The sequence below is a fragment of the Streptosporangium album genome, from assembly GCF_014203795.1.
In the GTDB taxonomy this organism is placed as follows: domain Bacteria; phylum Actinomycetota; class Actinomycetes; order Streptosporangiales; family Streptosporangiaceae; genus Streptosporangium; species Streptosporangium album.
In genome coordinates this window covers 3,585,841-3,612,836 of record NZ_JACHJU010000001.1, presented here as the reverse complement: position 1 = coordinate 3,612,836, position 26,996 = coordinate 3,585,841, and the positions used below count along the sequence as shown (strand labels likewise).

General features: G+C 70.7%; 26 protein-coding genes and 2 tRNA genes. 11 read left to right on the top strand and 17 right to left on the bottom strand.

Annotation, left to right across the window (positions count from 1 at the left end; translation table 11 throughout):
- Nucleotide 1 precedes the first annotated feature (1 nt).
- Nucleotides 2–1,504 carry a M28 family peptidase gene (locus FHR32_RS17310; RefSeq protein WP_246466184.1) on the top strand — a complete coding sequence of 501 codons (1,503 nt, stop codon included), beginning with the start codon at nt 2–4 and terminating at the stop codon, nt 1,502–1,504.
- A gap of 59 nt (nt 1,505–1,563) precedes the next feature.
- Here FHR32_RS17310 and FHR32_RS17305 read toward each other — a convergent pair whose 3' ends face one another.
- Together FHR32_RS17305 and FHR32_RS17300 are read right to left on the bottom strand one after the other, a co-directional pair.
- Entirely contained in the window at nt 1,564–2,379 is an 816-nt protein-coding gene (locus FHR32_RS17305) for a hypothetical protein (protein ID WP_184755252.1), read from the bottom strand.
- Nucleotides 2,376–2,867, bottom strand: coding sequence for a SigE family RNA polymerase sigma factor (locus FHR32_RS17300; RefSeq protein WP_184755251.1), 492 nt, complete (start codon nt 2,865–2,867; stop codon nt 2,376–2,378). Before FHR32_RS17300 ends, FHR32_RS17305 begins: the two co-directional genes overlap by 4 nt.
- A 147-nt stretch (nt 2,868–3,014) precedes the next feature.
- On the opposite strand from FHR32_RS17300, the gene FHR32_RS17295 reads away from it, so the two are divergent.
- Complete coding sequence (locus FHR32_RS17295; protein ID WP_312882415.1) at nt 3,015–3,854, top strand: undecaprenyl-diphosphate phosphatase; 840 nt, start codon at nt 3,015–3,017, stop codon at nt 3,852–3,854.
- 171 nt (nt 3,855–4,025) lie between these two features.
- Here FHR32_RS17295 and FHR32_RS17290 read toward each other — a convergent pair whose 3' ends face one another.
- Entirely contained in the window at nt 4,026–4,925 is a 900-nt protein-coding gene (locus FHR32_RS17290; protein WP_221465440.1) for a helix-turn-helix domain-containing protein, read from the bottom strand.
- A gap of 186 nt (nt 4,926–5,111) precedes the next feature.
- Between FHR32_RS17290 and FHR32_RS17285 the strand changes: the two genes are divergently transcribed.
- The 4 genes from FHR32_RS17285 to FHR32_RS17270 all read left to right on the top strand — a co-directional run bounded on the left by FHR32_RS17285 (nt 5,112) and on the right by FHR32_RS17270 (nt 10,433).
- Nucleotides 5,112–7,766, top strand: coding sequence for an ATP-dependent RNA helicase (locus tag FHR32_RS17285; protein ID WP_184755250.1), 2,655 nt, complete (start codon nt 5,112–5,114; stop codon nt 7,764–7,766).
- 138 nt (nt 7,767–7,904) lie between these two features.
- Complete coding sequence (locus tag FHR32_RS17280) at nt 7,905–8,756, top strand: SPFH domain-containing protein (protein ID WP_184755249.1); 852 nt, start codon at nt 7,905–7,907, stop codon at nt 8,754–8,756.
- Complete coding sequence (locus FHR32_RS17275; protein ID WP_184755248.1) at nt 8,749–8,979, top strand: type II toxin-antitoxin system antitoxin; 231 nt, start codon at nt 8,749–8,751, stop codon at nt 8,977–8,979. The genes FHR32_RS17280 and FHR32_RS17275 overlap by 8 nt, the downstream gene beginning before the upstream one ends.
- A gap of 47 nt (nt 8,980–9,026) precedes the next feature.
- Complete coding sequence (locus FHR32_RS17270) at nt 9,027–10,433, top strand: amidase (protein ID WP_184755247.1); 1,407 nt, start codon at nt 9,027–9,029, stop codon at nt 10,431–10,433.
- A gap of 288 nt (nt 10,434–10,721) precedes the next feature.
- Here the strand turns inward: FHR32_RS17270 and FHR32_RS17265 are convergent, their stop codons facing one another.
- The 3 genes from FHR32_RS17265 to deoC form a co-directional block, all read right to left on the bottom strand.
- A complete protein-coding gene (locus FHR32_RS17265) occupies nt 10,722–11,603 on the bottom strand; it encodes an aldehyde dehydrogenase family protein (RefSeq protein WP_184755246.1) in 882 nt (293 codons plus the stop codon).
- 182 nt (nt 11,604–11,785) lie between these two features.
- On the bottom strand, nt 11,786–13,210 hold the full coding sequence (locus FHR32_RS17260; protein WP_184755245.1) for an aldehyde dehydrogenase family protein: 1,425 nt from the start codon (nt 13,208–13,210) through the stop codon (nt 11,786–11,788).
- A gap of 3 nt (nt 13,211–13,213) precedes the next feature.
- Entirely contained in the window at nt 13,214–14,152 is a 939-nt protein-coding gene (gene deoC / locus FHR32_RS17255; protein WP_184755244.1) for a deoxyribose-phosphate aldolase, read from the bottom strand.
- A 352-nt stretch (nt 14,153–14,504) separates the two neighbouring features.
- On the opposite strand from deoC, the gene FHR32_RS17250 reads away from it, so the two are divergent.
- Entirely contained in the window at nt 14,505–14,666 is a 162-nt protein-coding gene (locus tag FHR32_RS17250) for a hypothetical protein (RefSeq protein ID WP_184755243.1), read from the top strand.
- A 108-nt stretch (nt 14,667–14,774) separates the two neighbouring features.
- The gene (locus FHR32_RS46000) at nt 14,775–17,657 is read left to right on the top strand and encodes an ATP-binding protein (protein WP_184755242.1); all 2,883 of its coding nucleotides are present in this window, start codon (nt 14,775–14,777) and stop codon (nt 17,655–17,657) included.
- Between the two features lie 192 nt (nt 17,658–17,849).
- On the opposite strand, the gene FHR32_RS17240 is transcribed toward FHR32_RS46000, so the two are convergent.
- Nucleotides 17,850–18,509, bottom strand: coding sequence for a TetR/AcrR family transcriptional regulator (locus FHR32_RS17240; protein ID WP_184755241.1), 660 nt, complete (start codon nt 18,507–18,509; stop codon nt 17,850–17,852).
- Nucleotides 18,510–18,592: 83 nt separating this feature from the next.
- On the opposite strand from FHR32_RS17240, the gene FHR32_RS17235 reads away from it, so the two are divergent.
- A complete protein-coding gene (locus FHR32_RS17235) occupies nt 18,593–19,396 on the top strand; it encodes an enoyl-CoA hydratase/isomerase family protein (protein WP_184755240.1) in 804 nt (267 codons plus the stop codon).
- Between the two features lie 125 nt (nt 19,397–19,521).
- On the opposite strand, the gene FHR32_RS17230 is transcribed toward FHR32_RS17235, so the two are convergent.
- Nucleotides 19,522–20,091, bottom strand: coding sequence for a TMEM165/GDT1 family protein (locus FHR32_RS17230; protein ID WP_184755239.1), 570 nt, complete (start codon nt 20,089–20,091; stop codon nt 19,522–19,524).
- 381 nt (nt 20,092–20,472) lie between these two features.
- Here FHR32_RS17230 and FHR32_RS17225 point away from each other — a divergent pair, with 381 nt between their 5' ends.
- Entirely contained in the window at nt 20,473–21,279 is an 807-nt protein-coding gene (locus tag FHR32_RS17225) for an SDR family NAD(P)-dependent oxidoreductase (RefSeq protein WP_184755238.1), read from the top strand.
- Here the strand turns inward: FHR32_RS17225 and FHR32_RS17220 are convergent.
- The 9 genes from FHR32_RS17220 to FHR32_RS17180 form a co-directional block, all read right to left on the bottom strand.
- Entirely contained in the window at nt 21,276–22,319 is a 1,044-nt protein-coding gene (locus FHR32_RS17220; RefSeq protein WP_184755237.1) for a UDP-N-acetylmuramate dehydrogenase, read from the bottom strand. The two genes, FHR32_RS17225 and FHR32_RS17220, sit on opposite strands and share 4 nt — an antisense overlap.
- A 36-nt stretch (nt 22,320–22,355) precedes the next feature.
- Complete coding sequence (locus FHR32_RS17215) at nt 22,356–23,516, bottom strand: glycosyltransferase family 2 protein (RefSeq protein WP_184755236.1); 1,161 nt, start codon at nt 23,514–23,516, stop codon at nt 22,356–22,358.
- A 59-nt stretch (nt 23,517–23,575) separates the two neighbouring features.
- The gene (locus tag FHR32_RS17210; protein WP_184755235.1) at nt 23,576–24,004 is read right to left on the bottom strand and encodes a MaoC family dehydratase; all 429 of its coding nucleotides are present in this window, start codon (nt 24,002–24,004) and stop codon (nt 23,576–23,578) included.
- A gap of 1 nt (nt 24,005) precedes the next feature.
- Nucleotides 24,006–24,452 carry a MaoC family dehydratase N-terminal domain-containing protein gene (locus FHR32_RS17205; RefSeq protein ID WP_184755234.1) on the bottom strand — a complete coding sequence of 149 codons (447 nt, stop codon included), beginning with the start codon at nt 24,450–24,452 and terminating at the stop codon, nt 24,006–24,008.
- 264 nt (nt 24,453–24,716) lie between these two features.
- Entirely contained in the window at nt 24,717–24,881 is a 165-nt protein-coding gene (rpmG, locus tag FHR32_RS17200) for a 50S ribosomal protein L33 (RefSeq protein ID WP_030921771.1), read from the bottom strand.
- A 77-nt stretch (nt 24,882–24,958) separates the two neighbouring features.
- A tRNA-Met gene (locus FHR32_RS17195) sits at nt 24,959–25,032 on the bottom strand.
- Nucleotides 25,033–25,235: 203 nt separating this feature from the next.
- Nucleotides 25,236–25,308: transfer RNA gene (locus FHR32_RS17190), tRNA-Thr, on the bottom strand.
- Nucleotides 25,309–25,604: 296 nt separating this feature from the next.
- Nucleotides 25,605–25,889, bottom strand: coding sequence for a hypothetical protein (locus tag FHR32_RS17185; protein ID WP_184755233.1), 285 nt, complete (start codon nt 25,887–25,889; stop codon nt 25,605–25,607).
- Nucleotides 25,890–25,920: 31 nt separating this feature from the next.
- On the bottom strand, nt 25,921–26,445 hold the full coding sequence (locus tag FHR32_RS17180; RefSeq protein ID WP_246466183.1) for an AfsR/SARP family transcriptional regulator: 525 nt from the start codon (nt 26,443–26,445) through the stop codon (nt 25,921–25,923).
- Between the two features lie 56 nt (nt 26,446–26,501).
- On the opposite strand from FHR32_RS17180, the gene FHR32_RS17175 reads away from it, so the two are divergent.
- Nucleotides 26,502–26,813, top strand: a complete 312-nt coding sequence (locus tag FHR32_RS17175; protein WP_184755232.1) for a hypothetical protein — start codon at nt 26,502–26,504, stop codon at nt 26,811–26,813.
- The last annotated feature ends 183 nt before the right edge of the window (nt 26,814–26,996 follow it).

Below are 26,996 nucleotides of genomic sequence, written 5' to 3'. Positions count from 1 at the left end.
CATGATGCGCAACCTGTGGACCATCGGGATGACGGCGATCCTGGCCATCCCCCTGGCGCTCACCGCACCGGCCGCGTCGGCGGCCGTCCCACCGGACATCTCGCTCACCAACGTGAAGGCACACCTCGCCCAGTTCCAGTCCATCGCCACCGCCAACGGCGGCAACCGCGCCCACGGCCGCCCCGGCAACCTCGCCTCGGCGAACTACGTCAAGGGCCTGCTCGACGGCGCCGGGTTCACCACCGCCCTGCAGTCGTTCTCCTACAACGGCGCGACCGGCTACAACGTCATCGCCGACTGGCCGGGGGGTGACCCCAACGACATCCTCATGGTCGGCGGACACCTCGACAGCGTGACCGCGGGACCGGGCATCAACGACAACGGCTCCGGCAGCGCCGCCATCCTGGAGACCGCCCTGGAGGTCTCCCGCCAGTCCCTGGCACCGACCAAGCACCTGCGCTTCGCCTGGTGGGGAGCCGAGGAGCTGGGCCTGCGCGGCTCGCAGTACTACGTCACCAACCTGCCGGCCGCCGAGCGGTCCAAGATCAAGGGCTACCTGAACTTCGACATGGTCGCCTCGCCCAACGCCGGCTACTTCCTCTACGACGGCGACAACTCCGACGGCGTCGGCTCGGACCCCGGCCCGGCGGGTTCCGCCCAGCTGGAGGCGACGCTCGCGGCCTACTTCTCCTCGATCGGCGTGCCCACCCGGGGCACCGACTTCGACGGCCGCTCCGACTACGGGCCGTTCATCAGCGTCGGCATCCCCGCCGGCGGCACGTTCACCGGGGCGGAGGGCATCAAGTCCAGCGCCCAGGCCACCCTCTGGGGTGGTACGGCGGGGCAGGCGTTCGACTCCTGCTACCACCGGTCGTGCGACACCACGGCGAACATCGACGACACCGCGCTGAACCGCAACGCCGACGCGATCGCCTACGCGGTGTGGACGACCGCCACGGCCACCCCACCCGTGACCGTCTGGCAGGACACCTTCGAGACGGCGACCGGCTGGACCGCCAACCCCGGCGGCACCGACACCGCCACCCTCGGCCGGTGGGAGCGCGGTGACCCCGCGGCCACCACCTCCAGCGGCGCCAAGCAGCTCGGCACCACCGTCAGCGGCGTCAACGACCTGGTCACCGGACCGCTGGCCGGCGCCGCCGCCGGGGACCACGACGTCGACGGCGGCACCACGACCATCCAGTCACCGGCCATAACCCTGCCGTCGGGCGGCACGCTCAACCTCGGCTTCTCCTGGTATCTGGCGCACGGCTCCAACGCCTCCAGCGCCGACTACCTGCGCGTCAAGGTCGTCGGCTCCACCACGACCCAGGTGTTCCAGCAGCTCGGCGCGGCCGCCAACCGCGACGGCGCCTGGGCCGCCGCGAGCGTGGACATCTCCTCCTACGCCGGGCAGACCGTCCGCGTCCTGATCGAGGCCGCCGACGCCTCCACCGCCTCGCTCGTCGAGGCGGGCGTCGACGACGTCAAGATCACCCGATAGGCGCGCGTACGGCTCCCGCTCCCGCCCGTGAGGCGGGAGCCGTACCCCGGTCACGGATGTCAGGACGCGGCCCGGTCGTAGACCCCCACCGCCCAGCGCCCCGGCCGGGTCCCCAGCTCGGCGGTCAGCCGGTCGACGACCTTCGGATCCGTGAGGGCTCTCATGGAGTACTTCCCGTCGCACTTACTGCTCTTACTGCCCGGCACCTCGCATCCCTTACGTGACATGTCAGACATGCTGATGACAGGGGCGTCAGAGGGGAGCACCCAGACGGTGACGGTCTGCTCCTTCCGGGTCCAGTCGGCGGGGGTCGACCGCTCGTTGTGCTGCGCGGCCAGCCGGTCGGAGTCATCGCGCCGCGAGGGCCGTACGTCGGACGGGCAGGAGTCGACGACCGAGGACGAACGTCTGGCCCCCTCCCCGCTGATGATGACCACCCACGACTTGGGGTCGGCGCAGGCGACCCGGATCCCGGTGTAGTGGCTGGTCGGCTGGAACGTCAGTCTGTACGGCGCCCCTGTCGTCTCCGACCTGTACGCCTCGATCAGGGACATTTTCTGTCCCGGCGCAACCTTCACCGAGGCGGGCAGGTCCTTGCCCGGCCGGGGGAGGTCGGGCGCGCGGGACACGGTGGGTGCGGTGGGCTCGGCGGCGACGGTCGTCGTGAACCGCCCACCCCCGCTCCCGAGAAGCGACAACGGCACCGTCACCGCGACCGCCACCGCTCCCACGGCGAGGGCCGTGCGCACCGCCCTCCGCCTCCGCCGGACCGCCCTGCCCCTGCGGAGGATCTCCTCCAGGTGGGCGGCGCCCCCGCTGCCGCCCTCGCTGCGCTCCGCGAGCAGTTCCCTCAGATCGTGCTCGGTGTGGGTCATCGCTTCGCCTCCGTCATCGTCCGAACCCCCTGGTCGATCCGTAGCCGGGCCAGCGCCCTGCCGAGCTGGCTCTTCACCGCACCGATCGAGCACCTCAGCACCTCGGCCACCTGGGCCAGGGTCATCCCCTCGAAGTAGTGCAGGACGACCACCGCCCGCTGGCGGCCCGACAGCGCGCCGATCGCCGTCCACAGCACGTCCCGGTCACCGACGGCGTCGGTGAAGTCCCCCGCGGCCGCCCGGTCCGGCAGGACCTCGGTGGGGGTCTCCCCCCGCCAGCGCCGCCGCCACCAGGAGGCGTGCGTGTTGGCGATGATCCGGTAGACGTACGGGTCGGGGTCGCCGTCGATCCGCCGCCAGGCGAGCCACGCCCTGGCCAGCGCCGTCTGGACCAGGTCCTCGGCGGTCGCCCAGTCCCTGGTGAGGAGATACGCCGTTCTTCGCAGCCGTTCGTGCCGCTGCGCGACGTATTCCGCGAACTCAGTCATCCCTTTTGCCTCCAACGTGAAGCTCCGCGGATGACTACCGCCGGGGCCCGCCGTACGGTTGACAGCGATTTCAGAAAGACGGCCGGGTCACGGGAACCCCTGGGCTCCGCTAGCCTCGCGTACGTCACGCACACGCTGGGACGGAAGGTGCCCAAGTTGATCGGCTGGTTCGAAGCGGTGGTCCTCGGGCTCGTTCAGGGGTTGACAGAGTTTCTGCCGATCTCCTCCAGTGCCCACATCAGAGTCGTGTCGGCGTTCTTCGGCTGGCAGGATCCGGGTGCCGCGTTCACCGCGGTGATCCAGATCGGCACCGAGGCGGCGGTGGTCATCTACTTCCGCAGGGAGATCTGGGAGATCATCTCCACCTGGGTCCGGTCACTGGGGAACCGCGAGCTGCGTTCGCACCACGCCGCGAGGATGGGCTGGTACATCATCGTCGGCACCCTGCCGATCGTCGTGCTCGGCCTGCTGTTCAAGGACAGCATCGAGACCGTCTTCCGCGACCTGCGCCTGATCGGCACCACACTGATCGTCTTCGGCCTGATCCTCTGGCTGGCCGACCGCACCGCACGTACCAAGCTCACGCTGCAGAAGAACCTCAGCTTCACGCACGCCCTGGTGTACGGCTTCGCCCAGTCGCTGGCCCTGATCCCGGGCGTCTCCCGCTCCGGAGGCACGGTCAGCGCCGGTCTGCTGCTCGACTATCGCCGTGAGGAGGCCGCGAAGTACTCCTTCCTGCTGGCCATCCCGGCCGTGCTGGGCGCGGGCTTCCTGGAGCTGGTCAAGATCGGCGATGCCGACTCCCCCGCCTGGGGCCCGACGATCCTGGCCACCGTGATCTCGTTCGTCGTCGGCTACGCCGCGGTGGCGTGGTTCCTGAAGTACATCAGCACCCACCGCTTCACCGGATTCGTGATCTACCGGATCCTCCTCGGCATCGCCATCATCGCCCTGGTGAGCTCCGGCGTCCTCGACCCCATGGCCTGACGCCCTTCCCGGGGACGGCCCCCCACCGGCGGCGCCACCAGACCTCGTGTGTCATCACCTCGAAGAAGACGAGCCCGATCGGGCCGAGCAGCAGCAGCAGCTTGACCGGGCCGGTGCCGTCCGTCCGGCCCAGTCCGCGCAAGTGATCTCGGAGCGACGGCCGGGCTCGCCTCAGACGGCGCAGGTGGGCAATTTCGGACTGTCCTGGGTGCGTACGCCGGGAAGCCAGGCGAAACCACCGGCCACGTTGTCGAGCCGGACCCGGAACCAGCGCGTCGTGCCGACGCCCCTCTCGTCCTCGACCCGGTCGCCGTCGTAGAGAACACAGTCGGCGTTCAACACGTCGTCGTGCCACACGCGGTGGCTGACCACGTTGCCGGCGTCGTATTTCAAGCGAGGGTCGCGGGCCAGCCCCATGCTGCAGGCGGGGACCCGCCCCTCCCTGCTCTTACAGTCGCCCTCGATGTTGAAGACTCTCATCGGGGCGGTCGTGGAAGTGCCCGACCGGCTCTCCATGGCGGTGGGCGCCTCGGCCTTGCGGTCCGTCCTCAGCATGAGGGCGACGGTTGCGGTGGCCGCCACCAGGACGACCGCCACAAGGGCCGATGCCGTACGGCGGGTGCGCGGGCTCGACCACGACGCGAGCACACCCCTCCGCGCTGTCGGCTGCTCGGCCTGCGCTGTCGGCTGCTCGCCGGTCTCCGCACGCTCGGCCTGCTGATCTGCGGCGGCACGCCCGGGTGACAGGGGAGAGGAGCGCGCGACGTCGGCAAGCGCCCACAGTCTGTGCAGATCCCGCAACTCGTCGTTGCTCGCACCACACGCTCTGGCGAACGCGTGAACCGTACCGAAGTCGGCCGGGAGCTTGGCACCCGAGCAGTAGCGATGGAGGCTGGAACGGCTGATCCCGGTCCGTCCGGCCAGCGTCTCGAAACTGTTTCCGGCACGGCTCTTGAGCATTCGAAGCCGGGCAGCGAACTGCTCGGCCGCTTCCGCCTGCGCCATCATGTCCTCCCACATCGAGAACGAACCGCCCGCCAGATCCCGGTCGCCGAGATGGGCGCATCCCACCCCTATCTCAGCGGCAGAAAAATGCGCAACTCATGATAAATGAAAACGTCCCAGCATCCCATTCAGAGGGTTTTTCTTGAGGGATATCGCCACCTCCTGCAATCGTCGTCCCTGCCGCCGGCGTGGTGGCCGGGTGCGTACGGTCCTGGGGACACGCGGGCCGCCGGTCTCGGGGAGACTGGCAGGATGCGTTCCGACTGGTCAGGCCTTCCCGTCCGGCACGTCCTGCCCGAGCTGCTCGCGGCCCTGGACGAGCGTGGCGTCGCCGTGCTCACCGCGCCCCCCGGCACGGGCAAGACCACGCTCGTCCCGCTGGCGCTGGCCGGGCTCCTCGGCGGCCGGGCCCCGAGGCGGGTGATCGTGGCCGAACCCCGCCGGATGGCGGTGCGGGCGGCGGCCCGGCGGATGGCGTGGCTGCTGGAGTCGGAGGTCGGCGCGGAGGTCGGGTTCTCGGTCCGGGGTGAGCGCAGAGTGGGTCCGGACACCCTCGTCGAGGTCGTCACCACCGGGGTCCTGCTCCAGCGGCTCCAGCGTGACGCCGAGCTCGGCGGCGTGGACGTGGTGCTGGTGGACGAGTGCCACGAACGCCACCTGGACGCCGACACCGCCCTGGCCTTCCTCCTCGACGTCCGCGCCACCCTCCGCCCCGACCTGCGGATCATCGCCACCTCCGCCACCGCCGACGCCGCGTCCTGGGCCGGGCTGCTCGGCTCCGGCGCAGCCGGCCTCCCCGCGGGCTCCGCACTCCAGCCCGGCGCGCCCGGCGGATCCCCCACGAGCGCCGTGCCCGGGCCGGACGCCCCGGAGGCGGCGCCGGCCGTGCACGCCTCCGGCGCCATGCACCCGGTCACGCCCGTCTGGGCCCCGCCGCCCAGGGCGGTGACGCCCCCGCGCGGCCTGCGGGTGGACCCCGCGTTCCTGTCCCACGTCGCCGACGTCGTACGGCGTGCGCTGAGCGAGCACGAGGGGGACGTGCTGTGCTTCCTGCCCGGGGTCGGCGAGATCGGCAGGGTGGCCGCGATGCTCGGCGGCGTCGACGTCCTGCAGGTCCACGGCCAGGCCCCGGCCCGCGTGCAGGACGCCGTCCTCTCGCCCGGCGAGAACCGGCGGGTGGTGCTCGCCACCTCGGTCGCCGAGTCGAGCCTGACCGTCCCCGGTGTCCGGATCGTGGTCGACTCCGGTCTCGCCCGCGAGCCCCGCACCGACCACGCCCGCGGCCTCGGCTCGCTCACCACCGTCCGCGCGTCCAAGGCGTCGGCCGTCCAGCGCGCCGGCCGGGCGGGGCGCGAGGCGCCGGGGGTCGTGTACCGGTGCTGGTCGCAGGCCGAGCACGACCGGCTCCCCGAACACGCCCAGCCCGAGATCGCCCTGGCCGACCTGACCGGGTTCGCCCTCCAGGCCGCCTGCTGGGGTGATCCCGGCGCAGTCGGCCTGGCCCTGCTCGACCCGCCGCCGACCGCGGCGATGGAGGCCGCGCGGCGGACCCTGCACGCGCTGGGCGCCCTTGAGGACCGGGTCACCGCCCGGGGACGGCGGATGGTCGCCGCCGGGGTCCATCCCCGCCTGGCCCGGGCCCTGATCGACGTCGGGCCCCGGGCCGCCGAGGTGGTGGCTCTGCTGTCGGAGCAGCTCCCCCGGGACGCGGACGACGACCTGGTCGCGGTCTGGCGTTCCGTCCGGCGGGGCGGCGACGGTCTCTCCGCGCGCTGGCGCCAGGAGGCGAAGCGTCTGTCCCGGGCCGTCCCCCGGGAGAACGGGGCTCCGCCGCGGGCCGTACGGGACGCGGAGGCCGGCCGGGCTCCCGCACGGACCGGAGACGGCGCGGGATCCGGGCGGACCGCCGCCCAGACCCGGCGCGGCCAGGAGCAGGGGCCGGGCGACGACGCCCTGGCCGGGCTGGTGGTGGCGCTGGCCTATCCGGAGCGGGTGGCCAGGCGGCGGGGCGGTTCCTACCTCATGGCGTCGGGGACGGCCGCGGAACTCCCGCAGGGGTCACGGCTGGCGAGCGCGGAGTGGCTGGCCGTCGCGGTGGCCGACCGGCCCGCCGGAGCCGCCTCCGCCCGGATCAGGCAGGCGGTCGTGATCGACGAGGAGACCGCCCTGCTCGCCGCCGCCTCCCTGCACCGCTCCGGCGAGGAGGTGGTGTGGCACATCCCGCCCGGGGAGCGGCGCGGTGACGTCTCGGCGCGCCGGGTGGAGCGCCTCGGCGCCATCGAGCTGTCCTCGGCCCGGCTCCGCGACGCCGATGTCAGACCCGCCGTCCTGGACGGGCTGCGCGTCGAGGGCCTGGCGATCCTGCGCTGGACGCCCGAGGCCGTCGCGCTACGCGAGCGCCTGGCCTTCTGTCGCCGGACGCTCGGCGATCCATGGCCCGCGACGGACGACGAGGCCCTGATCGAGGCGGCCGACCGGTGGCTGGAGCCCGAGCTGTCCCGCGCCCGCCGCCGGTCCGACCTGGAGCGGATCGACGTGACCTCGGCGCTGCACCGCCTGGTCCCGTGGAGCGCGCGCCTGGCGGAGACGGCCCCCGAGCGGATCGAGGTCCCGAGCGGGTCGCGGATCAGGGTCGACTACTCCGGCGACCAGCCGGTGCTGGCCGCCAAGGTGCAGGAGCTGTTCGGCTGGGACGAGGCGCCGCGCGTGGCCGGGGTCCCCCTGGTCGTCCATCTGCTCTCCCCGGCGGGACGCCCGGCGGCGGTAACCGCCGATCTGGCCTCCTTCTGGCGCGGTGACGGCTACCGCTCGGTCCGCGCCGAGCTGCGGGGCCGCTATCCCAAGCACCCCTGGCCCGAGGACCCCCTGTCCGCCGTCGCCACCCGCCGGACCAACCCCCGCCGCTGAACCTGACGACTCGGACTTCCCGCTGATCGGCATGGTTCGCAAGGCGCGTCTTCCGTGTCCGCGGATCGATTGATTTGCGCACGACCGCACCCGGTGAGCTATCTTAGTGATATCACTTCGATAGCAGAGGCGGGACTCATGGAACGACGTGCCTTCCGGATCAACGGATTCGCCGTTCTGGCCGGGCTGGTGGTCCTCGGGATCGCCATGGCCGCGGCCACCCAGGCGGCCGACACGACACTGCTACCCGCCGCCGCGATCCTGTGGGGGGTCGTCGCGATGATCGTGTGCACCGGCTTCGTGGTGATCAACCCGAACGAGGCGAAGGTGGTGCAGTTCCTGGGCCGCTACGTCGGGTCGGTGAACGACGCGGGCTTCCAGTGGGTGCTGCCGTTCACCAGCAAGCGGCGGATCACCCTGCGGGTGCGCAACTTCGAGACGGCCAAGCTCAAGGTGAACGACGCCGACGGCAACCCCGTGGAGATCGCGGCCGTCGTGGTCTACAAGGTGGTCGACACCGCCACGGCCGCCTTCTCCGTCGACGACTACGAGAACTACGTGGCGATCCAGTCCGAGGCGGCCGTCCGGCACCTGGCCACCACCCACCCCTATGACGGCCACGAGGAGGGCGGCACCAGCCTGCGTGACGGCACCGAGGTGGCCGCCGAGCTCACCGCCGAGCTGAGCGAGCGCACCCACCTGGCCGGTGTGGAGGTGCTGGAGGCCCGGATCACCCATCTCGCCTACGCACCGGAGATCGCCCAGGCGATGCTGGTCCGCCAGCAGGCCACCCAGGTCGTCGCGGCGCGCACGCAGATCGTCGCGGGCGCGGTAGGAATGGTGCAGCTCGCATTGAACAGGCTGGCCGAGGAGGGCGTCGTGGATCTCGACGAGGAGCGCAAGGCACAGATGGTGTCCAATCTGCTGGTCGTCCTGTGCGGCGACCGGGCGATCCAGCCGGTGGTCAACGCCGGCAGTCTGTATGCCTGAGCGCAAAAAGGTCCTGCTCAGGCTCGACCCCGCCGTCTACGATGCGGTGGCCAGATGGGCGGCCGACGACCTGCGGAGCGTCAACGCCCAGCTCGAGTACGCGCTGCGCCTGGCCCTGCGGGGAGCCGGCCGCGACATCAGGCGGGACGAGCGGGAGCCGGCCGGGCGAGACGACGTGACAGAGCGGGATAACGCCAACGAGCCGGACAAGTCATCTGATTGAGATGTGAGAAGCTTCCGTTAACGCATCCGCCAGACGACACTCAGTGCATGTCGTGGGTGGGAAAGTCCGCAGCGGAGATCGCGGAGGCCGTACGACGGGGGAGGGCCACCGCGCCGGCGGTCGTCGAGGAGCATCTTCAGACGATCGCCAAGTATGACGGGCGCATCGGGGCGTTCCGCAAGGTCCGCGCCGAGCGGGCGCTCGCCGAGGCGTGGGCCGTACAGGGGCGGGACGACCTGGCAGGGCTGCCGCTCGCCGGGGTGCCCGTCGCGATCAAGGACAACGTCGCGGTCCGGGGTGAGGCGACGCGTAACGGGTCGGCGGCGACGTCGAACGCCGCCGCCACCGAGGATCATCCGGTGGTGACCAGGCTCAGGGCGGCGGGCGCGGTGGTCGTGGGGATCACCAACGTGCCGGAGCTGTGCCTGGCGGGGTTCTCCGACAGCGTGTACGGCGTGACGCGCAATCCCTGGGACCTGAGACGCACTCCGGGCGGGTCGTCGAGCGGGAGCGCGGCGGCCGTGGCCGCGGGGATGGTCCCGCTGGCCCAGGGCAACGACGGGCTCGGCTCGCTGCGCATCCCGGCCGCCTGCTGCGGGCTCGTCTCGATCAAGCCGGGCCAGGAGGTGGTCCCCGCGCCCGAGCACGACTGGCACGGGATGGCGGAGAACGGCCCGCTGGCCACGACCGTGACCGACCTCGCCCTGGCACTGGCGGTGATGGCCGGCGACATGTCCCTGGCGACGCCCGGCGAGAGCGAGTCCCTCGAATTCGGCAGCGCCATCGACGACTACCCGGGCGGGCTCACCCCGTCGGAGCCGATGAAGCTGCGGATCGCGGTGGCCCCCGCGCCGCTGCCGCCGGGGTTCACGGTGGACGCCGAGTTCCAGCGGGCGGTGGTCGAGGCGGCGGACACGCTCGGCACCGCGGGCCACACCGTGGTGGATCACGACACCCGGATGCCCGGCTGGCTCGGCTCCGCCACGATCGCCACCTGGCTGGCATGCGCCCGGCAGGATGTGGAGGGGCTCGACCCGCGCAGGCTGGAGCAGCGCACCAGGTCCCTGTCGAGGATGGGCGGGCTGCTCGCCCGTATCGGGATGGACGGCTCGGCGGGCCGCGACCGCTGGCGCGCCTACGGGGCCGACCAGTGGTTCGGCAACGCCGACGTGCTCGTCACCCCGACGCTCGCCGCCGTCCCCCCGCCCGCCGAGCGCTGGGGCCGGCGCGGGTTGCTGGCCAACATGCGCACCAACCTGACGTACGCCCCCGCCACCGCGGCCTGGAACATGGCCGGCTGGCCCGCCATGACGATCCCGTACGGCTGGCACTCCACCGGCATGCCCATCGGCGTCCAGCTCGTCGCCGCCCCGGGCGGCGAGTCACAGCTCCTGGCCCTGGCCGCCCAGTTGGAGAGCGCCCACCCCTGGCTCCGCCACGCCCCGCTCGACTGACGGTCCCCCTGCGGCCGGAACACCCGCCCACCGCAGCGCGAACGGACCTCGGCCCGACGCGGGGAAGCCGGGCCCCGCCCCGGAACACCCGGTATCTCCTTGAGCAGGGTCCCCGTCGTCCAGAAGATGTTCACCGCCCGGGCGATGCCGGCGGAGGCAGGGGGTGCGCCCCCTCGGACCACAGGCCGTCGAAGACCAGGTGGCCGAGGAGGCGCTGGAGACGATCCGCCGGGCGTACGAGGCGCCCGGCCCGCTACCGGCTCTCCCTGCCCGAGGCGGGCGGGCCCGTCAGACGCCGGTGGGGTGCCAGACGGTCTTGGTCTCCAGGAAGGCCGTCAGGCGTCTGGTGCCGGGGTCGGCCGACCAGTCGGTCACGGCGGGACGCAGGACGCGCTTGAGGTTCTCCGCCGCCTCCTGCTCGCACCTGACCGCCAGCTCCGGGTCGGTGACGCCGGTCAGGTCGACGGCGTTGACGTCCATGTGCGCGGCCAGCCATGGAGCGATCTCCCTGACCGAGCCGGTGAGGATGTTGACCACGCCGCCGGGCAGGTCGGAGGTGGCGAGCACCTCGGCCAGGGTGATGGAGGGCAGCGGTGCCCGCTCACTGGCGATCACGACGCAGGTGTTGCCCGTGGCGATCACCGGGGCGATCACCGAGACGAGCCCGAGCAGGGGCTCGTCCGGGGCGACCACCGCGACCACGCCGGTCGGCTCCGGCGAGGAGACGTTGAAGTAAGGTCCGGCGACCGGGTTGGTCGCCCCGACCACCGAGGCGATCTTGTCGGTCCAGCCGGCGTACCAGACCAGCCGGTCGACGGCCGCGTCCACGACGTCCCCGGCCTTCTTGGTGCCCGTGTCGGTCAGCTCGGCGACGAACTGCGCCCGGCGGCTCTCCAGCATCTCTGCGACGCGGTAGAGGATCTGCCCCCGGTTGTACGGGGTCGCGCCCGACCAGCCTCCGAAGGCCTTTCGCGCGGCGGAGACGGCGTCGCGGGCGTCCTTGCGGGAGGCCTTCGACGCGTTGGCCAGGAAGTCGCCCTTGGAGGAGGTCACGACATAGGACCTTCCGCTCTCCGAACGCGGGAACGCCCCGCCGATGTACAGCTTGTAGGTCTTGCGTACGGCCAGCCGTACGGGCTCGCGACCACTCGGCCGCTCCGCCTTACTCATCTCCCCGCCCTCTCCACGTGCTCTCCTGCTGTGCCAGCCGTGCCGGCACGAAGATCTGACCGCAGCGGCTGACCCCGCACCGGTGCGCGAACCAGCCCCGTGGCGCCGGACGTCCGGCGCGCGCGAAGTCGTGGTCCCGGGTGCTCTGGGCACGGCGGTCGCGGCGTCCGGCCGCGCGATGGTCACACATCGAGATACGCCTCCAACCCATGACGTCCGCCCTCCCTGCCGTATCCGGACTCCTTGTAGCCGCCGAACGGGGAGGTGGGGTCGAACTTGTTGAAGGTGTTGGCCCAGACGACGCCCGCGCGGAGCCTGTCCGCCATCCACAGGATGCGCGAGCCCTTCTCGGTCCACACTCCCGCCGACAGGCCGAAGGGGGTGTTGTTGGCCTTCTCGACAGCCTCGGCGGGGGTGCGGAAGGTCAGCACGGACAGGACCGGGCCGAAGACCTCCTCACGGGCGATCCGGTGCGACTGGGCGACGCCGGTGAAGATCGTCGGCGGGAACCAGAAGCCCTTGTCGGGCAGCGGGCACACCGGGGACCAGCGCTCGGCGCCCTCCGCCTCGCCGAGGTCGGAGAGCTCGCGGATCTTGGCGAGCTGGGCGGCGGAGTTGATCGCCCCGATGTCGGTGTTCTTGTCCAGCGGGTCGCCCAGGCGCAGCGTGCCGAGGCGCCGCTTCAGCGCGTCGAGCAGCTCCGTCGCGATCGACTCCTGGACCAGCAGGCGGGAGCCGGCGCAGCAGACGTGCCCCTGGTTGAAGAAGATCCCGTTGACGATGCCCTCGACGGCCTGGTCGAGTGCGGCGTCGTCGAACACGATGTTGGCGGCCTTGCCGCCGAGTTCCAGGGTGACCTTCTTGTCCGACCCGGCGACGGAGCGGGCGATCAGACGGCCGACCTCGGTGGAACCGGTGAAGGCGACCTTGTTCACGTCCGGGTGGTTCACCAGGGCCGCGCCGGTCTCGCCCGCGCCGGTCACGATGTTGACCACGCCCGGCGGGAGGTCGGCCTGCCGGCAGATCTCCGCGAACAGCAGCGCGCTCAGCGGGGTGGTCTCGGCCGGCTTGAGGACGACGGTGTTGCCGGCGGCCAGTGCGGGAGCGATCTTCCACGCGAGCATGAGCAGCGGGAAGTTCCACGGGATGACCTGGCCGGCGACGCCGAGCGGCCTCGGGTCCGGGCCGTACCCGGCGTAGCCGAGTTTGTCGGCCCAGCCCGCGTAGTAGAAGAAGTGCGCCGCGACCAGCGGCAGGTCGACGTCGCGGGACTCGCGGATCGGCTTTCCGTTGTCCAGGGTCTCCAGCACGGCCAGCTCGCGCGCACGCTCCTGAATGATGCGGGCGATCCTGAACAGGTATTTCGCCCGCTCGGAACCGGGCATCGCCGACCAGGTGCCGAACGCCTCGCGTGCGGCCCGGACGGCCCGGTCCACGTCGTCGGCGGAGGCGACGGCCACCTCGGCCAGGACCTCCTCGGACGCGGGGTTGATCGTCTTGAGGGACGTGCCCGTCCCGTCGGCGAACTCGCCGCCGATGAACAGGCCGTAGGACGACTTGATGTCGACGACGTCGCGGGATTCGGGGGCCGGTGCGTATTCGAACATCGATCAGTCCAGGGTGAAGTAGTCGGGGCCCGCGTACCGGCCGGTGGCCATCTTCTGACGCTGCATGAGCAGGTCGTTGAGCAGGCTGGACGCGCCGAGGCGGAACCAGTCGGGGTCCAGCCATCCCTCGCCGGCGGTCTCGTTGACCAGGACGAGCATCTTGACGGCGTCCTTGGTGGTCCGGATACCGCCCGCCGGCTTCACGCCGACCTTGCGGCCCGTCGCGGCGAGGAAGTCACGGACCGCCTCCAGCATGACCAGCGTCACCGGCGGGGTCGCGGCGGGCTGCACCTTGCCCGTGGAGGTCTTGATGAAGTCGCCGCCGGCCAGCATGGCCAGCCAGGACGCACGCCGTACGTTGTCGTAGGTCGCGAGCTCACCGGTCTCCAGGATCACCTTCAGGTGCGCGTCGCCGCACGCGGCCTTGATCGCGGCGATCTCCTCGAAGACCTTCAGGTAGTCGCCCGCGAGGAACGCGCCCCGGTCGATCACCATGTCGATCTCGTCGGCCCCGGCCGCCACCGCGAAGGCGGTGTCGGCGACCTTGACCTCCAGGGACGAGCGTCCGCTGGGAAACGCGGTGGCCACGCTGGCCACCTTCACGCCGGAACCGCCGAGCGCGGCGACGGCCTGGGCCACCAGGTCGGGGTAGACGCAGACCGCGGCCACCGAGGGTACGGCCGGGTCACTCGGGTCGGGACGGACCGCCTTGGCACACATCGCCCGGACCTTGCCCGGCGTGTCGGCGCCCTCCAAGGTCGTCAGGTCCACCATGCGGATCGCCAGGTCGACGGCCTCCGCCTTGGCAGTCGTCTTGATCGATCGGGTGCCGAGCATCGCAGCCCGCTGGTCGGCGCCCACACGGTCGACACCGGGCAGGCCGTGCAGGAAAGCTCGCAGCGTGACGTTGGACGTGGCCACGTCGGCGAGCGGAGTAGTCATAGTTGACACCTCTCCAGCATGCCGACTGGTGTGATTAGTTCCAAACTGGACACCGCCCAGGCCCATCAATCATTTTCGTCAACATTCGCCGACGTGGGCGGCGGCCATGGCCGGACGCCGCCCCCACGGACCCCCGGACCCCCGTACCGGGCGCGGATGCGGTGGCCCAGCAAGATCATCGGCGACCCCGGAGAGCACGTCCCGGCACGCCTAAGGCGGCGTCCGGCGGGACCTAGGTAGTCCTACGGCGGAAGTCGACCCGTAGATAAGGCATCCGCCCGATGTGGGGGTGGGGGCCTTAGGACGAATCTTGAGTGTGTAAGGGAATCGCACCACTCAAGGAGAACTCGACATGAGTCCCGAGCTTCACCTCCAGATGATCGACAACCGCGCCATCGAGCTCCGCAAGGAGGCGGCCGACTACCGCCGCGCCCGCCAGGCCGAGACGGCCAGGAAGAGCCGCTCCACGGGAGGACACCGCCGGAGCCTCTTCGGCAAAATCATCCCGGCATGACCCTGTCACGAGAGCCCGGCCGCCCCCTCCCGTCCGGCCGGGCCTCTCAGCCCCCGTAGGCCTTTTCGCTGAACGATAAATAGAGCGATAGCACACATAGGGCATGACATGCTGGACGACATGATGGGTCGGGCGGTAAGCCCCGTCTTCGTGGGGCGGGAGACGGAGCTCGCGGGCCTGGCCGAGGCCTTCGAGCAGGCGCGCGCCAACGCGGCCGCAGCCGTCCTGCTCGGCGGCGAGGCGGGGGTCGGCAAGACCCGGCTGATCGGGTCCTTCGCCGAGCGGGCCGCCGCCGACGGGGCTCATGTGCTCATCGGCGGCTGCGTGGAACTGTCCGCGGAAGGTCTCGCCTACGCTCCGTTCACCGCGGCCATCCGTCAGCTCGTCCGCGAGTGCGGCGCCGAGAAGGTCGCGGCGATGCTGCCGGACGGCGGAGCACGCGACCTGGCCAGGCTGCTGCCCGAGTTCGGCGAGCCCAGCGGCGACATCGAGAGCGACACCGCCCGCGCCCGGCTCTTCGAACAGATCCTCACGCTGCTGGAGCGGCTGGCCGAACGCCGCCCGGTGATCCTCGTCATCGAGGACATCCACTGGGCCGACCGTTCCAGCCGCGACCTGATCGCCTTCCTCAGCCGGAACCTGCGCACCACACCGGTCCTGATGATCCTCACCTACCGCTCCGACGACCTGCACCGCCAGCACCCGCTCCGGCCGGTGCTCGCCGAGCTCAACCGGGTCGACGGGGTCCTCAGGCTGGACCTGCCCCGGCTCACCCAGGACGAGGTGGCCGCCCAGATGGCCGGCATCCTCGGCACGAACCCTGAGTTCTCCCAGGTCAACAAGGTTTTCCAGCGCAGCGAGGGCATCCCGCTGTTCGTCGAGGCACTGGTCGACTGCGGGGGCGACTGCTCCTTCCCCGAATCCCTGCACGACCTGATCATCGGTTCCGTCGAGCAGCTCCCCGACGATACCCAGCGGGTGCTGCGCATCGCCGCCGCCGGCGGGCTCCGGGTGGGTCACGAGCTGCTCGCCGCGGTCAGCGGGCTGTCCGACGTCGACCTGGAGAACGCGCTGCGTCCCGCCATCTCCGCCAACGTGCTGCAGATCGCCGACGGCCGCGCCTACGCCTTCCGCCACTCGCTGATCCGCGAGGCCGTACACGACGAACTTCTGCCCGGCGAGCACGTACGGATGCACGCCCGCTTCGCCGAGGAGATCGGCAGGGATCGCGGGCTGGTGCCGCGCGGCCGTGCCGCCATCGAGATCGCCCACCACTGGTACTCCGCCCGCGACGACCTCTGGGCCCTCATCTCCGCCTGGGAGGCGGCGGGCAAGGCCGCGAAGACCTTCGCCTACAACGAGAAGCTGCAACTCCTGGAGCGGGTGCTCACCCTGTGGAGCAAGGTCCCCGACGCCGCCGAGCGGATCGGCGTGGACCACACCACGGTTCTGGAGCAGGCTTCCGAGGCGGCCCACGCCTGCGGCGAGGTCGAGCGGGGCACCAGGTTCGTCAAAGCCGCGCTGGAGGAGCTCGACGAGCGGACGGCGCCCGCACGGGTGGCCGAGCTGGTCGTACGGCGGTCGCAGTTCAAGATGTTCAAACGGAAGCCCGGAGTGCTCGACGACCTCCGCTATGCGGAAAGGCTCGTCCCCGAGCCGGGGCCGGACCGCGCCTATGTGCTGTCCCATCTGAGCTCCTGCCTGATGTTCAGCGGTGAGGTGACCGAGGGCACGGCGCTCACCGAGGAGGCGCTGCGGATCGCCCGCGAGCACGGTGACGAGTGCCTGGAGGCCGACCTGCTGCTCAACCTCGCCATGGGTCACTCGATCGCCGGACGCCTCGACACCACGATCGCCGTCAACGCGACCGCCCAGGCGATCGGCGAGCGCGTGGGCTCGGGCCGCATCACCCTCCGCGCCCTCGCCAACAACGTGGACGCGCTGAACAACATGGGCCGCTCGGCCGAGGCGATCGAGCTGGCACTCGAAGGCGAGCGGCTGGCCAGGAAGTACGGCCGCTACCGCGCCTGGGGCGCGTTCATCTCCAACAACCGGGCCGAGGCCCTGGAGGCGCTGGGCCGGTTCGACGAGGCGGCCGAGGTGGCCGAACAGGCGCTCACCATGGACCCGAACCTGCGTCACCGTTACCACCTGCGCCGCATCCGTGCCGATGTGGCGATCGCGCGTGGCGAGACCGACGTGGTCAAATCCGTCCTGAACGAGGTGGACGCCTTCGCCGTCCAGGAGGAGTTCACCCAGGAACTGACCGCCAACGCCCGGCTCAAGATGGGTCTGCACCTGCTGAGCGGCGAGCCGCTCGCCGCCCTGGGAGTGGCCGAGGAGACCGTCCGCACGGCACGGATCCTCAGCAAGCCCATGCTGGGCTGGCGGATGCTCGCCCTGCTGTCCGGAGTCTGCGAGGCCACCGAGGCGATCGCACCCGAGCGGGCGGCGGCGCTGCGCGGCCAGATCGAGGATGCCGGGGCCACGATGACCGTGGACAGCCCGGTGGCCGAGGCCTACCGCCTCTGCTGCCGCCGCGACCACGACGCCGCGGCCGCCGCCTGGGAACGGCTGGACCGGCCCTTCATGCGCGTCAAGTCGCTGCTCCACGCGGGGCGGGCGGCGGCCGGCGCCGGCGACCGCGAAGGCGCCGCCGTACGGCTGCGCACGGCCCACCCCCTCGCGGTCGCGCTGTCGGCACAGCCGCTGATCACGGAGATCGAGTCCCTGGCCCGCCGGGTCGGGGCCTCTCTGAGGCAGGAGCCGTCTCCGGGGGGCTCCTCCGCACCGGTCCCGCTACTGACACCGCGCGAGCAGGAGGTGCTCCGGCTGGTCGCCCAGGGACGGTCGAACCGCGACATCGCCGCCGAGCTGTTCATCTCCGCCAAGACGGTGAGCGTGCACGTCTCGAACATCCTGGGCAAGCTCGGGGCCTCCACCCGGGGCGAGGCCGCCGCGGCGGCGCACCGTCTGTCTCTGATCGGCTGATCGGCGCGTCCGGAGTCGGAGTGGACGACGGCGTCCGTCACGACCTCGCCCAGCAGCGGAGTCGCCCCGGTTCCGCGGACACGCCGGGGCTTCGGCTACGCGGCCACGTCATCGGCTGCCACGGGTTCGAGAACCCGCAGAGCCTGAACGCCGGAGCTTCCACCGGAGCGCTGCCGGGGAGGGGCTCATCGGTTACTTCGCGAGGTGGCGCTCTTTCCGCCCGCCATCCGCATCCCGATCCTCGTGGCCGCTCTCATCGCCGCGATGTCCCGTGAGAGCGTCAGGTTCCTCGGCCGCCCGCATCTGAGGTCTGACGCCGGTGATGACCAGGTTCAGCAGCCGGTCGGTGTCGCCGGAACGGTCCTGTGACCGTTCGGTGGCGACGGCGATCCCGTTGGCGAGCTGGAGCAGGTCGGAGATCACGACGTCGCCTCTGGCGTCGCCCGAGTCCTGCGCTCTCAGCAGGAGCTCCGCTCCGGCCGATCGGATCCGGTCATGGTGCGCTGTCGCGTTCCCCGACAGCAAGGCGGCCAGGCCGCGGAAAGAGTTGCTGTGCTCCACGACCGCCCGCAGCCACAGCTGAAGGGCGGCGCCGGGATCGGGATCGGCTGACAGGTGCCGCGCCTGGGCGCAGAGCGCCTGAACACTGTCATGCAGCACCGCTTGGGCCAGTGCGACCCGGCCGTGAAAGTGGCGGTGCAACGTCGCGGACCCCACTCCGGCCCGCTCGGCGACCTTCTCCAGCGATGCCGCGACCCCTTCCTCCGCGAAGGTCACGCGAGCGGCGGCGATGATGCGGTCGCGGTTCGCCTGGGCGTCCGCACGGGTGCGGCGGCCTTGGCTGGACTTCACCGGGCGTGCCTCCCTATCTTAAATGGGGTCTAACCCCACATATTATGGCAGACTGCGACACCAACCGCTCTAAGGGGAACTCCATGACTGACACGCTGGACGATCGCGACGAACGCCTCGGTGGCTTCATCGAACGCCCGCGCCTCGATCAGTACGCGGCCCGGTACGGCGAGCACTTCGACATCCGCAGGGACGCCGGAATCGTGGAAGTCAGGATGCACACCGGCGGAGGACCCGCGATCTTCTCGCGCGGGTTGCTCAACGCCTGGGGCCGGGTGCTCAGGGACATCGGCGCCGACCGGGACAACGAGGTGCTCATCATCACCGGCACCGGTCGCCGATGGATCGCCGGCTTCGACCCCCGATCCTTCTCCGAGCCACCGTCGCAGTGGCCCGGCGACGTCCTCTACGAGCAGTACTCCGACGGGATGAAACTGCTGGAGAGCCTCGCCTTCGACATCGACATCCCGACCATCGCCGCCGTGAACGGACCGGGTCCGCGCCAGGAAATCGCCCTGATGTGCGACATCACCCTGTGCGCCGACGACACCGTCATCGCCGACGGGAACTTCGCGGCCGGGTCGGTTCCCGGCGACGGCATGCACCTCGTCCTGCAGGAACTCCTCGGAACCAAACGCGCCGCCTACCTGGCCTACACCGGCCAGAAGATCGACGCCGCGACCGCCCTGCGGTGGGGGCTGGTCAACGAGGTGCTCCCGGCCGAGCAGGTCATGAGTCGCGCGAGAGAGATCGCGTCGGCCATTGCCGCCGCACCCCGCACCTCCCGTCGGCTCACCCGCGCCGTGACCCGCCGCCCGTGGCAACGACGGATCGTGGAGGACCTCCGCGGCGGATACGCCCACCAGCTCCTCGCAGCCAGCCGCTGAACCCTGCGACTGCAATCATCACATCGGACAGAGGGGACGATGACGCCGACCATGGCCATCGACTCAGTGATCGTGCGGCAGCGGGTGGACGACCTGGACGCTTCAGCCGATCCGCCGTACCCCGATCAGCCGAGCAGCGCTTCGAGCAGCAGGACGACGCCGAAGACGGCGAACGCGGCGGCGGCGCCGTAGCGGATGACCTTCTCGGGGAGGTGCTTGCCGAGCATCCGGCCGACCGCGATGGCCAGCGCGTCGGCGGCGACCATGCCGACGGTCGAACCGAGCCAGGTGCCGAACCAGCCGTGCTGGGTGGCGAGGGTGATGGTGGCGAGCATGGTCTTGTCGCCGAGTTCGGCGAGGAAGAAGGCGACGGTCACGGCGATGATGGCCGACCGGGTGGTGCGCTGCGCCTTCTGCGACTCCTCGTCGGTCAGCTCGTCACCGCGCAGCGTCCACAGGGCGAAGCCGAGGAACGCGATGCCCGCGATGACGGTGATGACCGTGGTGGGGATCAGGTCGCCGACGAGGCTGCCCAGGCCGACGCTGACCAGGTGGACGACGGCGGTGGCCAGGGTGATTCCGGCCAGGACCGGCCACGGTTTGAATCGGGTCGCGAAGGTCATCGCCATGAGCTGGCTCTTGTCACCGAGCTCGGCGACGAAGATCACGGCGAGACTGATCCAGAATGCTTCCACAGGGGGGCCCTTCCGCGCACGCGGCCGGGCCGGAAGGGGAGCACCCGGGGAGTCGGGCACGCTTCGGCCCGGCAGCATCGATGTATGACTGCCGGACCGAAGGTCTCGTCCGCCTGGATACCAGGCCCACGTGACCGGGCGCCCTGGGGCGCCAGTATGTCGATCACGCGATTGGGACTACTCCCCTTCGGGTGTTTCCATCTGACCTTAACAGCTGTAAGAACCTACTCATTCCCAGAATGTTCACACCGGATTGCTGGTCCGAATCCAGCTGAAACTGCTGGTCCGGATCTCGCCAGACCCGGCCCTCACGCCCGCCTTAGCTTTGCCCCATGAATTCCCCACCCGGCCGGGTGGGGCTCGGCAATGAGAAGGACATCCATGGATCTGCAGCTTTCCGGCCGCGTCGCGGTCGTCACCGGCGCGTCCAAGGGCATCGGGCTGGCTGTCACGCGCACCCTGCTCGACGAGGGGGTCCGTGTCGTGGCCGCCTCGCGTAAGAGCACTCCGGAGTTGGAAGCGCTCGGCGGCACCGGTCTGCTCCACGTGCCGGTCGACCTGATGGACCCCGAGGCGCCCGGCCGGCTCGTGGCACGGGCCGTGGAGGAGTTCGGTGGACTCGACATCCTGGTGAACAACGCCGGCGGGCCGCCGCCCGGTGTGTCCCTGCCGCGCTTCTCGTTCATGGCCCCCACCGATGACGACTGGCGGGAGATGTTCGAGTTCAACCTGTTCTCGATCGTCCGTGCCGTCCGTGCCGCCATCCCGGAGATGCTCCGGCGGGGCGGCGGTTCGATCGTCAACGTCTCCTCGGGCAACGCCCGGCAGCCCGCCCCGATGAACGTCGACTACAACGCCGCCAAGGCGGGCCTGAACAACCTGACCAAGGCGCTGTCGGAGGAGTTCGCGCCGCAGGGCATCCGGGTGAACACCGTCTCCCCTGGGCCCGTGCGGACGGCGTGGTGGACCGAGGAGGGCGGCGCGGCCGACATCATCGCCGCCCAGGCGGGCACCGACCGTGACAGCGTGATGGACAGCGTCGCACCGGAGATGATGAAGCTGACCACCGGGAGGCTCGTCGATCCGCAGGAGGTCGCCGACGTGATCGCCCTGCTCGCCTCGCCGCGCTCGGCGAGCACGACCGGCGCGGAATTCTCCGTCGACGCCGGGTTCCTCAAGGGGGTCTAGTTCCGGAGGTGGGTGCCGACCATCACGGGCTCGTTGACGAGGGTGACGCCGAACTTCTCCCGCACCCCGTCCCGGACCTCACGGGCCAGGTCGAGAAGGTCGGCGGTCGTCGCTGACATTTCGGGATTTGTCATTGCAAGGGTGTGCTTGGTGGAGATGCGCGCCGGACCACGCCGGTAGCCCTTGGGGAACCCGGCGTTCTCGATCAGCCAGGCCGCCGGGACCTTCACGCCGCCGTCCGGCATGTCCCAGCGGGGGAAACCGGGGGCGCGCAGCTCCAACTCGGCCGCCTCCGGCGCGGCGAGGACCGGGTTGGTGAAGAACGAGCCCGCGCTCCGGGTGTCCGGGTCGTCGGCATCGAGCACCATCCCCTTGCCCCGGCGCAGCTCCAGCACCGCCGCGCGGGCCTCCGCCAGCGGCACCCGCTCGCCGAGGGCCACGCCCAGCCGGGTGGCCAGCTCCTTGTAGGCGACCGGGCCGGACAGCCCGTCCTCGGCCAGCTCGTAGGTGACGGCCAGAATGACGTGCCGCCCGGACTCCTCCTTGAACACGCTGTGCCGGTAGGCGAACCCGCACTCCCGGGCCGGCAGGTCGCCCACCTCGCCGGACTTGCGGTCGTAGACCCGGACCCCGGTGATCGTCTGGGACACTTCCTGCCCGTAGGCACTGACGTTCTGGATCGGTGTGGACCCGACCACTCCCGGAATCCCGGACAGGCACTCGATCCCCGCCCGTCCCTCCGCGACCGCACGGGCGACCAGACCGTCCCAGTCCTCCCCCGCCTGCACAGTGATCCGGTCCCCGTCGATCTCGATCCCCCGTGAGGCGACCCGCACGACCAGCCCGTCGAAGCCCTCGTCCGACACGACCAGGTTGCTGCCGCCGCCGAGCACGAGCACCGGCTCCCCGGTGCGATCCGCCGCGGCCACCAGCTCGACGATCTCCTCGGCCGAGGCCGCCACCGCGAACGCCCTGGCCGGTCCGCCCAGCCCCAACGTCGTGTACGGCGCCAGCCGTACCCCTGCAACCCGCTCAGTCATGCGCTTCCCCACACCCGGCCGAAATCCCGGACCAGCCTACGTGTCGCGGAGCAGCCTCAGCACCCGGTCATAGGTCCTGCGGGACTCCCTGTCACGGTAATCGGGATCGACGTCGTGATAGCCGCGGTGCCGTTCTGAATGGACCGGCAGGTCCTTGCCCAGGGCGACGAGGGTCCCGGGGAGCCTGAGGGAGAACTCCAGGTCGGCGTTGCGGTAGTAGCGGGCGTCCTCAGGGAACCCACCCGCCGCGAGCGCGGCGTCACGCCTGACCGCGAACAGATAGCCGAGCAGCCCGCGGACCTCGCCGGGCTCCGCCTCATGCCAGTCGTGGCCGTCCGCCCCGGGGTTCACGCCCTGCCAGCCCGCCGCGGCCACATCATCGGTCAGCACCTTGACCAGCGGGGTGATCGCGTCGCCGTCCAGGATCGTGGAGGTCTCCATCACGACGTGCACGTCGGAGGTGTCGAGCTCCAGCAACTTCGCACGGCTCTCGCCCCAGCCCGCCGACCCTCCCCTCCAGTGCGGGGTCTCGGCCACGTGCCGGCTCTTCACCCTGCGGGGGAACTCCTCGACCAGCTGCTCCAGGACGGCACCGGCGCCGTCGACGTCTCCCAGGTCCAGACAGAGGATCGTGGCCTCGGTGTGGGCGACCAGGGAGCGGACGCAGTCACGCAGGTCGTCGGGCCAGCCGTCGACCACGAGCCCGACCGTCACGGTCGGCGGTGTGACCGGCTCCTCGTGCTCGGCCGGAGTGATCGCCTCATCGAGCCGCGAAACGGACAGGCTCGCGTCCCACAGCAACTGGGAGAAGACCATCCGTCCGGGATCGCCCTCGTTCTCCTCCGAGCGGCCCACGAGCTCCGCGCCCTCAGGCTTCTGCCGGGGCGCAGCCTGGGTCTCGGCGACCCGTCCGGCGTCCGTAAGGGGGACGTCACGGCCGGCGGGCTCGGAGCCCGCGGAACCGGCCCGGCCACCCGGCCGGTCGCCTTCTGCCGACATGGGGAGAGAACTCACCGTGGGCCACACCTCGAAGGGCGGCCTGGGGGTGAGCTCGAAGCCGTCTCCGGTGTCGCGGACGACCCAGCCCTCGGCTTCGATCTCACCGCGGAGCGCGTCGGCCCCGTCGTAGTCGCGGTTGCTGCGTGCCTCGGCCCGCCGCTCGGCGAGCCCGGTCACGTGAGGTGGTACTTCGCTCATCTCCGGACGCTACCCACAGACCGGGGGAAGAATCAGCCCCCGGTCCGCGAGGCGAGGGGCTAGGAGAGCTGGACCACCGCACGGGCCCTGGACAGGACCCGGGAGTCGCCGGACCTGGCGGTCAGGGCGACCACCACGCGCTTGTCCTCGAGCTTCTCCTCGATGACGCCGCTCACCGTGATGACGGCGCCCTGCTCGTCATCAGGGACGACCACCATGGAGGAGAACCGCACGCCGTAGTCGACGACCGCGCCCGGGTCGCCTGCCCAGTCGGTGACGTACCGGCCCCCCTGGGCCATGGTGAACATGCCGTGCGCGATGACGTCGGGGAGGCCGACGGACTTGGCGAACCGCTCGTTCCAGTGGATGGGGTTGAAGTCCCCGGAGGCGCCGGCGTACATCACCAGGTTGGCGCGGCGGACCGGGTAGTCGGCGGGCGGGAGCTGCTGGCCCGTCTCGACCTCGTCGTATTTCACAGTCGCTGCCATCTCAGGCCGCCCCTCCGCGCTCGACGATGGTGTTGTAGGTCGTGCAGACGGGTTCGCCGTCAACGGTGGTGACGTCGCTCTTGACGGTGATGAGCTCGTTGCGGCCGACGCTGCGGATGTCGGTCACCGTGAAGACGCTGACCAGTTCGTCCCCGGCGTGGACGGGCCGATGGTATTCGAAGCGCTGCTCGCCGTGGACCACCATGGCGAAGTTCAGGCCGAGCTCGGGGTCGGCCAGGACCGTCCCGCCGGCCAGGCTGAACACGATGGGGAAGGTCGGCGGTGCGATCACATCCGGATGACCGGCGGCCTGGGCGGCCTCCCTGTCCCGGTAGATCGGGTTGTCGTCGCCGATCGCCGTCGCGAATTCTGCGATCTTCACGCGGCTGACCTCGTAGGGCGCGGAAGGCGCGGACGCCCGCCCGACGAAATCGCGGTTCAGAGCCATCGTGCTCCCTTACGGATATCGAGCTGGTGAGGCCGACGTTGACAGAACAAGATTCCGGGGCGTACGTCCCCGGGATCGGCCACCAGGAAACCGTAGCCCGCCCCGGGTCCGGCACCGGCTGTCGAGCATGGTCAACACCCGGGCGCGAAAGCTGTACAGATACGACAGACCGGCGCCCCGAACGGGGGCGCCGGTCTGCGTTGAGTATGTGAGTGCTGCTGAAGTACCCATCTCCCGGCGAGAACCGGGAGGCTTCGCAGAGACTTAGCGGGTCTCGCGGTGCGCCTGGTGCGTCTTGCAGTTGGGGCAGTACTTCTTCAGCTCAAGCCGATCCGGGTCGTTGCGCCGGTTCTTCCGCGTGATGTAGTTGCGGTGCTTGCACTCCTGGCAGGCCAGCGTGATCTTCGGCCTAACGTCGGTGGCAGCCACTTGGGAGTGCCTTTCTACGTTTGGGACTGGGACAACCCACGCCGACTCCCCCTTTGACGGGGAACCCGGGAGGGTAGTAGCGGAGGCCGGACTTGAACCGGCGACACAACGATTATGAGCCGTTTGCTCTGCCTGACTGAGCTACTCCGCCTTGGGCCGTCTGAACAGACCGGCCACCGCAAGGATACCCGACGCGCTGAGTGCCTACGTACTTGTGCAGGTCAGGGCTATCGCTTCTGAGTTTCCCCAGTATGCCCGTTCGCTCGGCGGGAACCTTGAGCATTTTCTGGGCGGCCGTCAGGACCCACCCAAGCCGAAAGCCCTAACCGAATGGTCAGGGCCTTTAGGCTATAGAGCCCCTTTACGGAATCGAACCGTAGACCTTCTCCTTACCATGGAGACGCTCTGCCGACTGAGCTAAAGGGGCCTGTCTGCTTCGCTTTCGCGCTGCGGACAGGTGTAACCATACACGCCTCGGCAGCGCGATGCGAAATCAAACGAGGACCACCCGGATCACCACACCTCCGCCGTCGGAGCTCCCCGGAAACCAGCCCATACCGGCGGTCCGGACCCGTGCGGCGACGCCTCCGCCGCACCGCCGACGCGGTGCCCGTGCCGGAGTGACCGACGTCCGGCCGACCCGGCCCGCGCCACCGCCATCGCCATCGCCATCGCCATCGCCATCGCCGGATTCATCACCGCCCTCTGCCACGGCATCCACCATCACCACACGATGGAGGACCAGGTGCTCTGGCCCGTCATCGAGCGGGCCGCCGGCGCCGTCAGCGGCTCGTCTTCGGCCCTCTCGCCGACGTCTGAGCCAGCGCCGCCCTGCGCGCCCAGTGCGCGGACCAGCAGTTCGGAGACATCCTGCGGGATGAACCCGTGCATGGCCGCCAGCTCCGGGACGTCCTGCGGCAGGTCTCCGGCCAGCCGGGCCACGAACCGGCCGGCGATGCCGATCCCGGTGGCGTTGGCGCCACCGGGCGCGGCCATCCACTCGGCCACGGTCGAGTAGGACCGTTCCGCCCGCTCGAACTCACCGTCGATCGGGCCCCTGGTCTCCGGTCTGCCCGTCTACCGACCTTTCGGACTTCTTGGACGTCTGCCCGGGCGGCCGGCTCGGGGTCCGGCGTTCGGCGGACGCCGGCTCCTGCCGCAGCGCGAGGGCCCGATCAGCCAGATCGAGTGCTCGTGCCCCGTCGCCCGAGGCGAGCGCGGCCGCGGCGGAGTCGACCAGCCGGGGGAACAGCCAGGCGTCCACCTGCTCCGGCTCCAGCCGGAGACGATAGCCCGGAGCCGCGCTGACCAGAACGGTGGCGGGAGTCCGGGGTGGCCGTCCGGGTTCGAGCGCCCGGCGCAGGTTAGACACATACACGTGAAGAGCGGCCAGCGCCTTGGGCGGGGGCTGCCCTCGCCACAGGTCATCGATGAAACGATCGGTGGAGACCACATATCCGCCCGCGGCGACCAGCCTGGCCACCACCGCCCGCTGCCGGGAGGTGCCCAGATCCACCGCACGACCGTCGACCTCCGCCTGGAGCGGACCGAGAACACGCAACATGACAAGGGGCAGCGTATGTGCCCTTGATTGCCTTTTGATTGACATTGAGGAGCACAATGCTGCAGGACCGGCGCAAGGGTGCCATTCGGGCGCTCGACGAGAGCGACAGGCCGCACCTGTACTGGCACGGGGTGGACGACGACGGCCGCATCTGGCTGTTCGAGACCGTCATCGACGACGGCGGGGAGTACTGGCCGGTCCGGCATGCCGAGCTGGGATCGGACGGCCTCGCCCGCCGGTATTCGTGGCGGCATCTCCAGGACGAGCACGGTTTCCTGGCCGAAGGCCCGATCTATCCGGACGACTTCGGCCTGAACTCCCTGACCGAGGAGGAGTTCGACACCCTGTGGGCGGCGATCAGCCGGTGAGGGTGCTCCCCTCGCCGTCCGACGTCCGGCCGTGGACAGGGGAAACCGCATGTCGGCCGGTATGCGCGACACGGCGCCCGGAGCCGGGCGTGTAGTGGTGTTGGGGGAACGGGTCAGGAGGCGTCGAACAGGGCGCTGACCGATTCGCCGTCGTGGATGCGGCGCATGGCCTCGGCGAGCGCG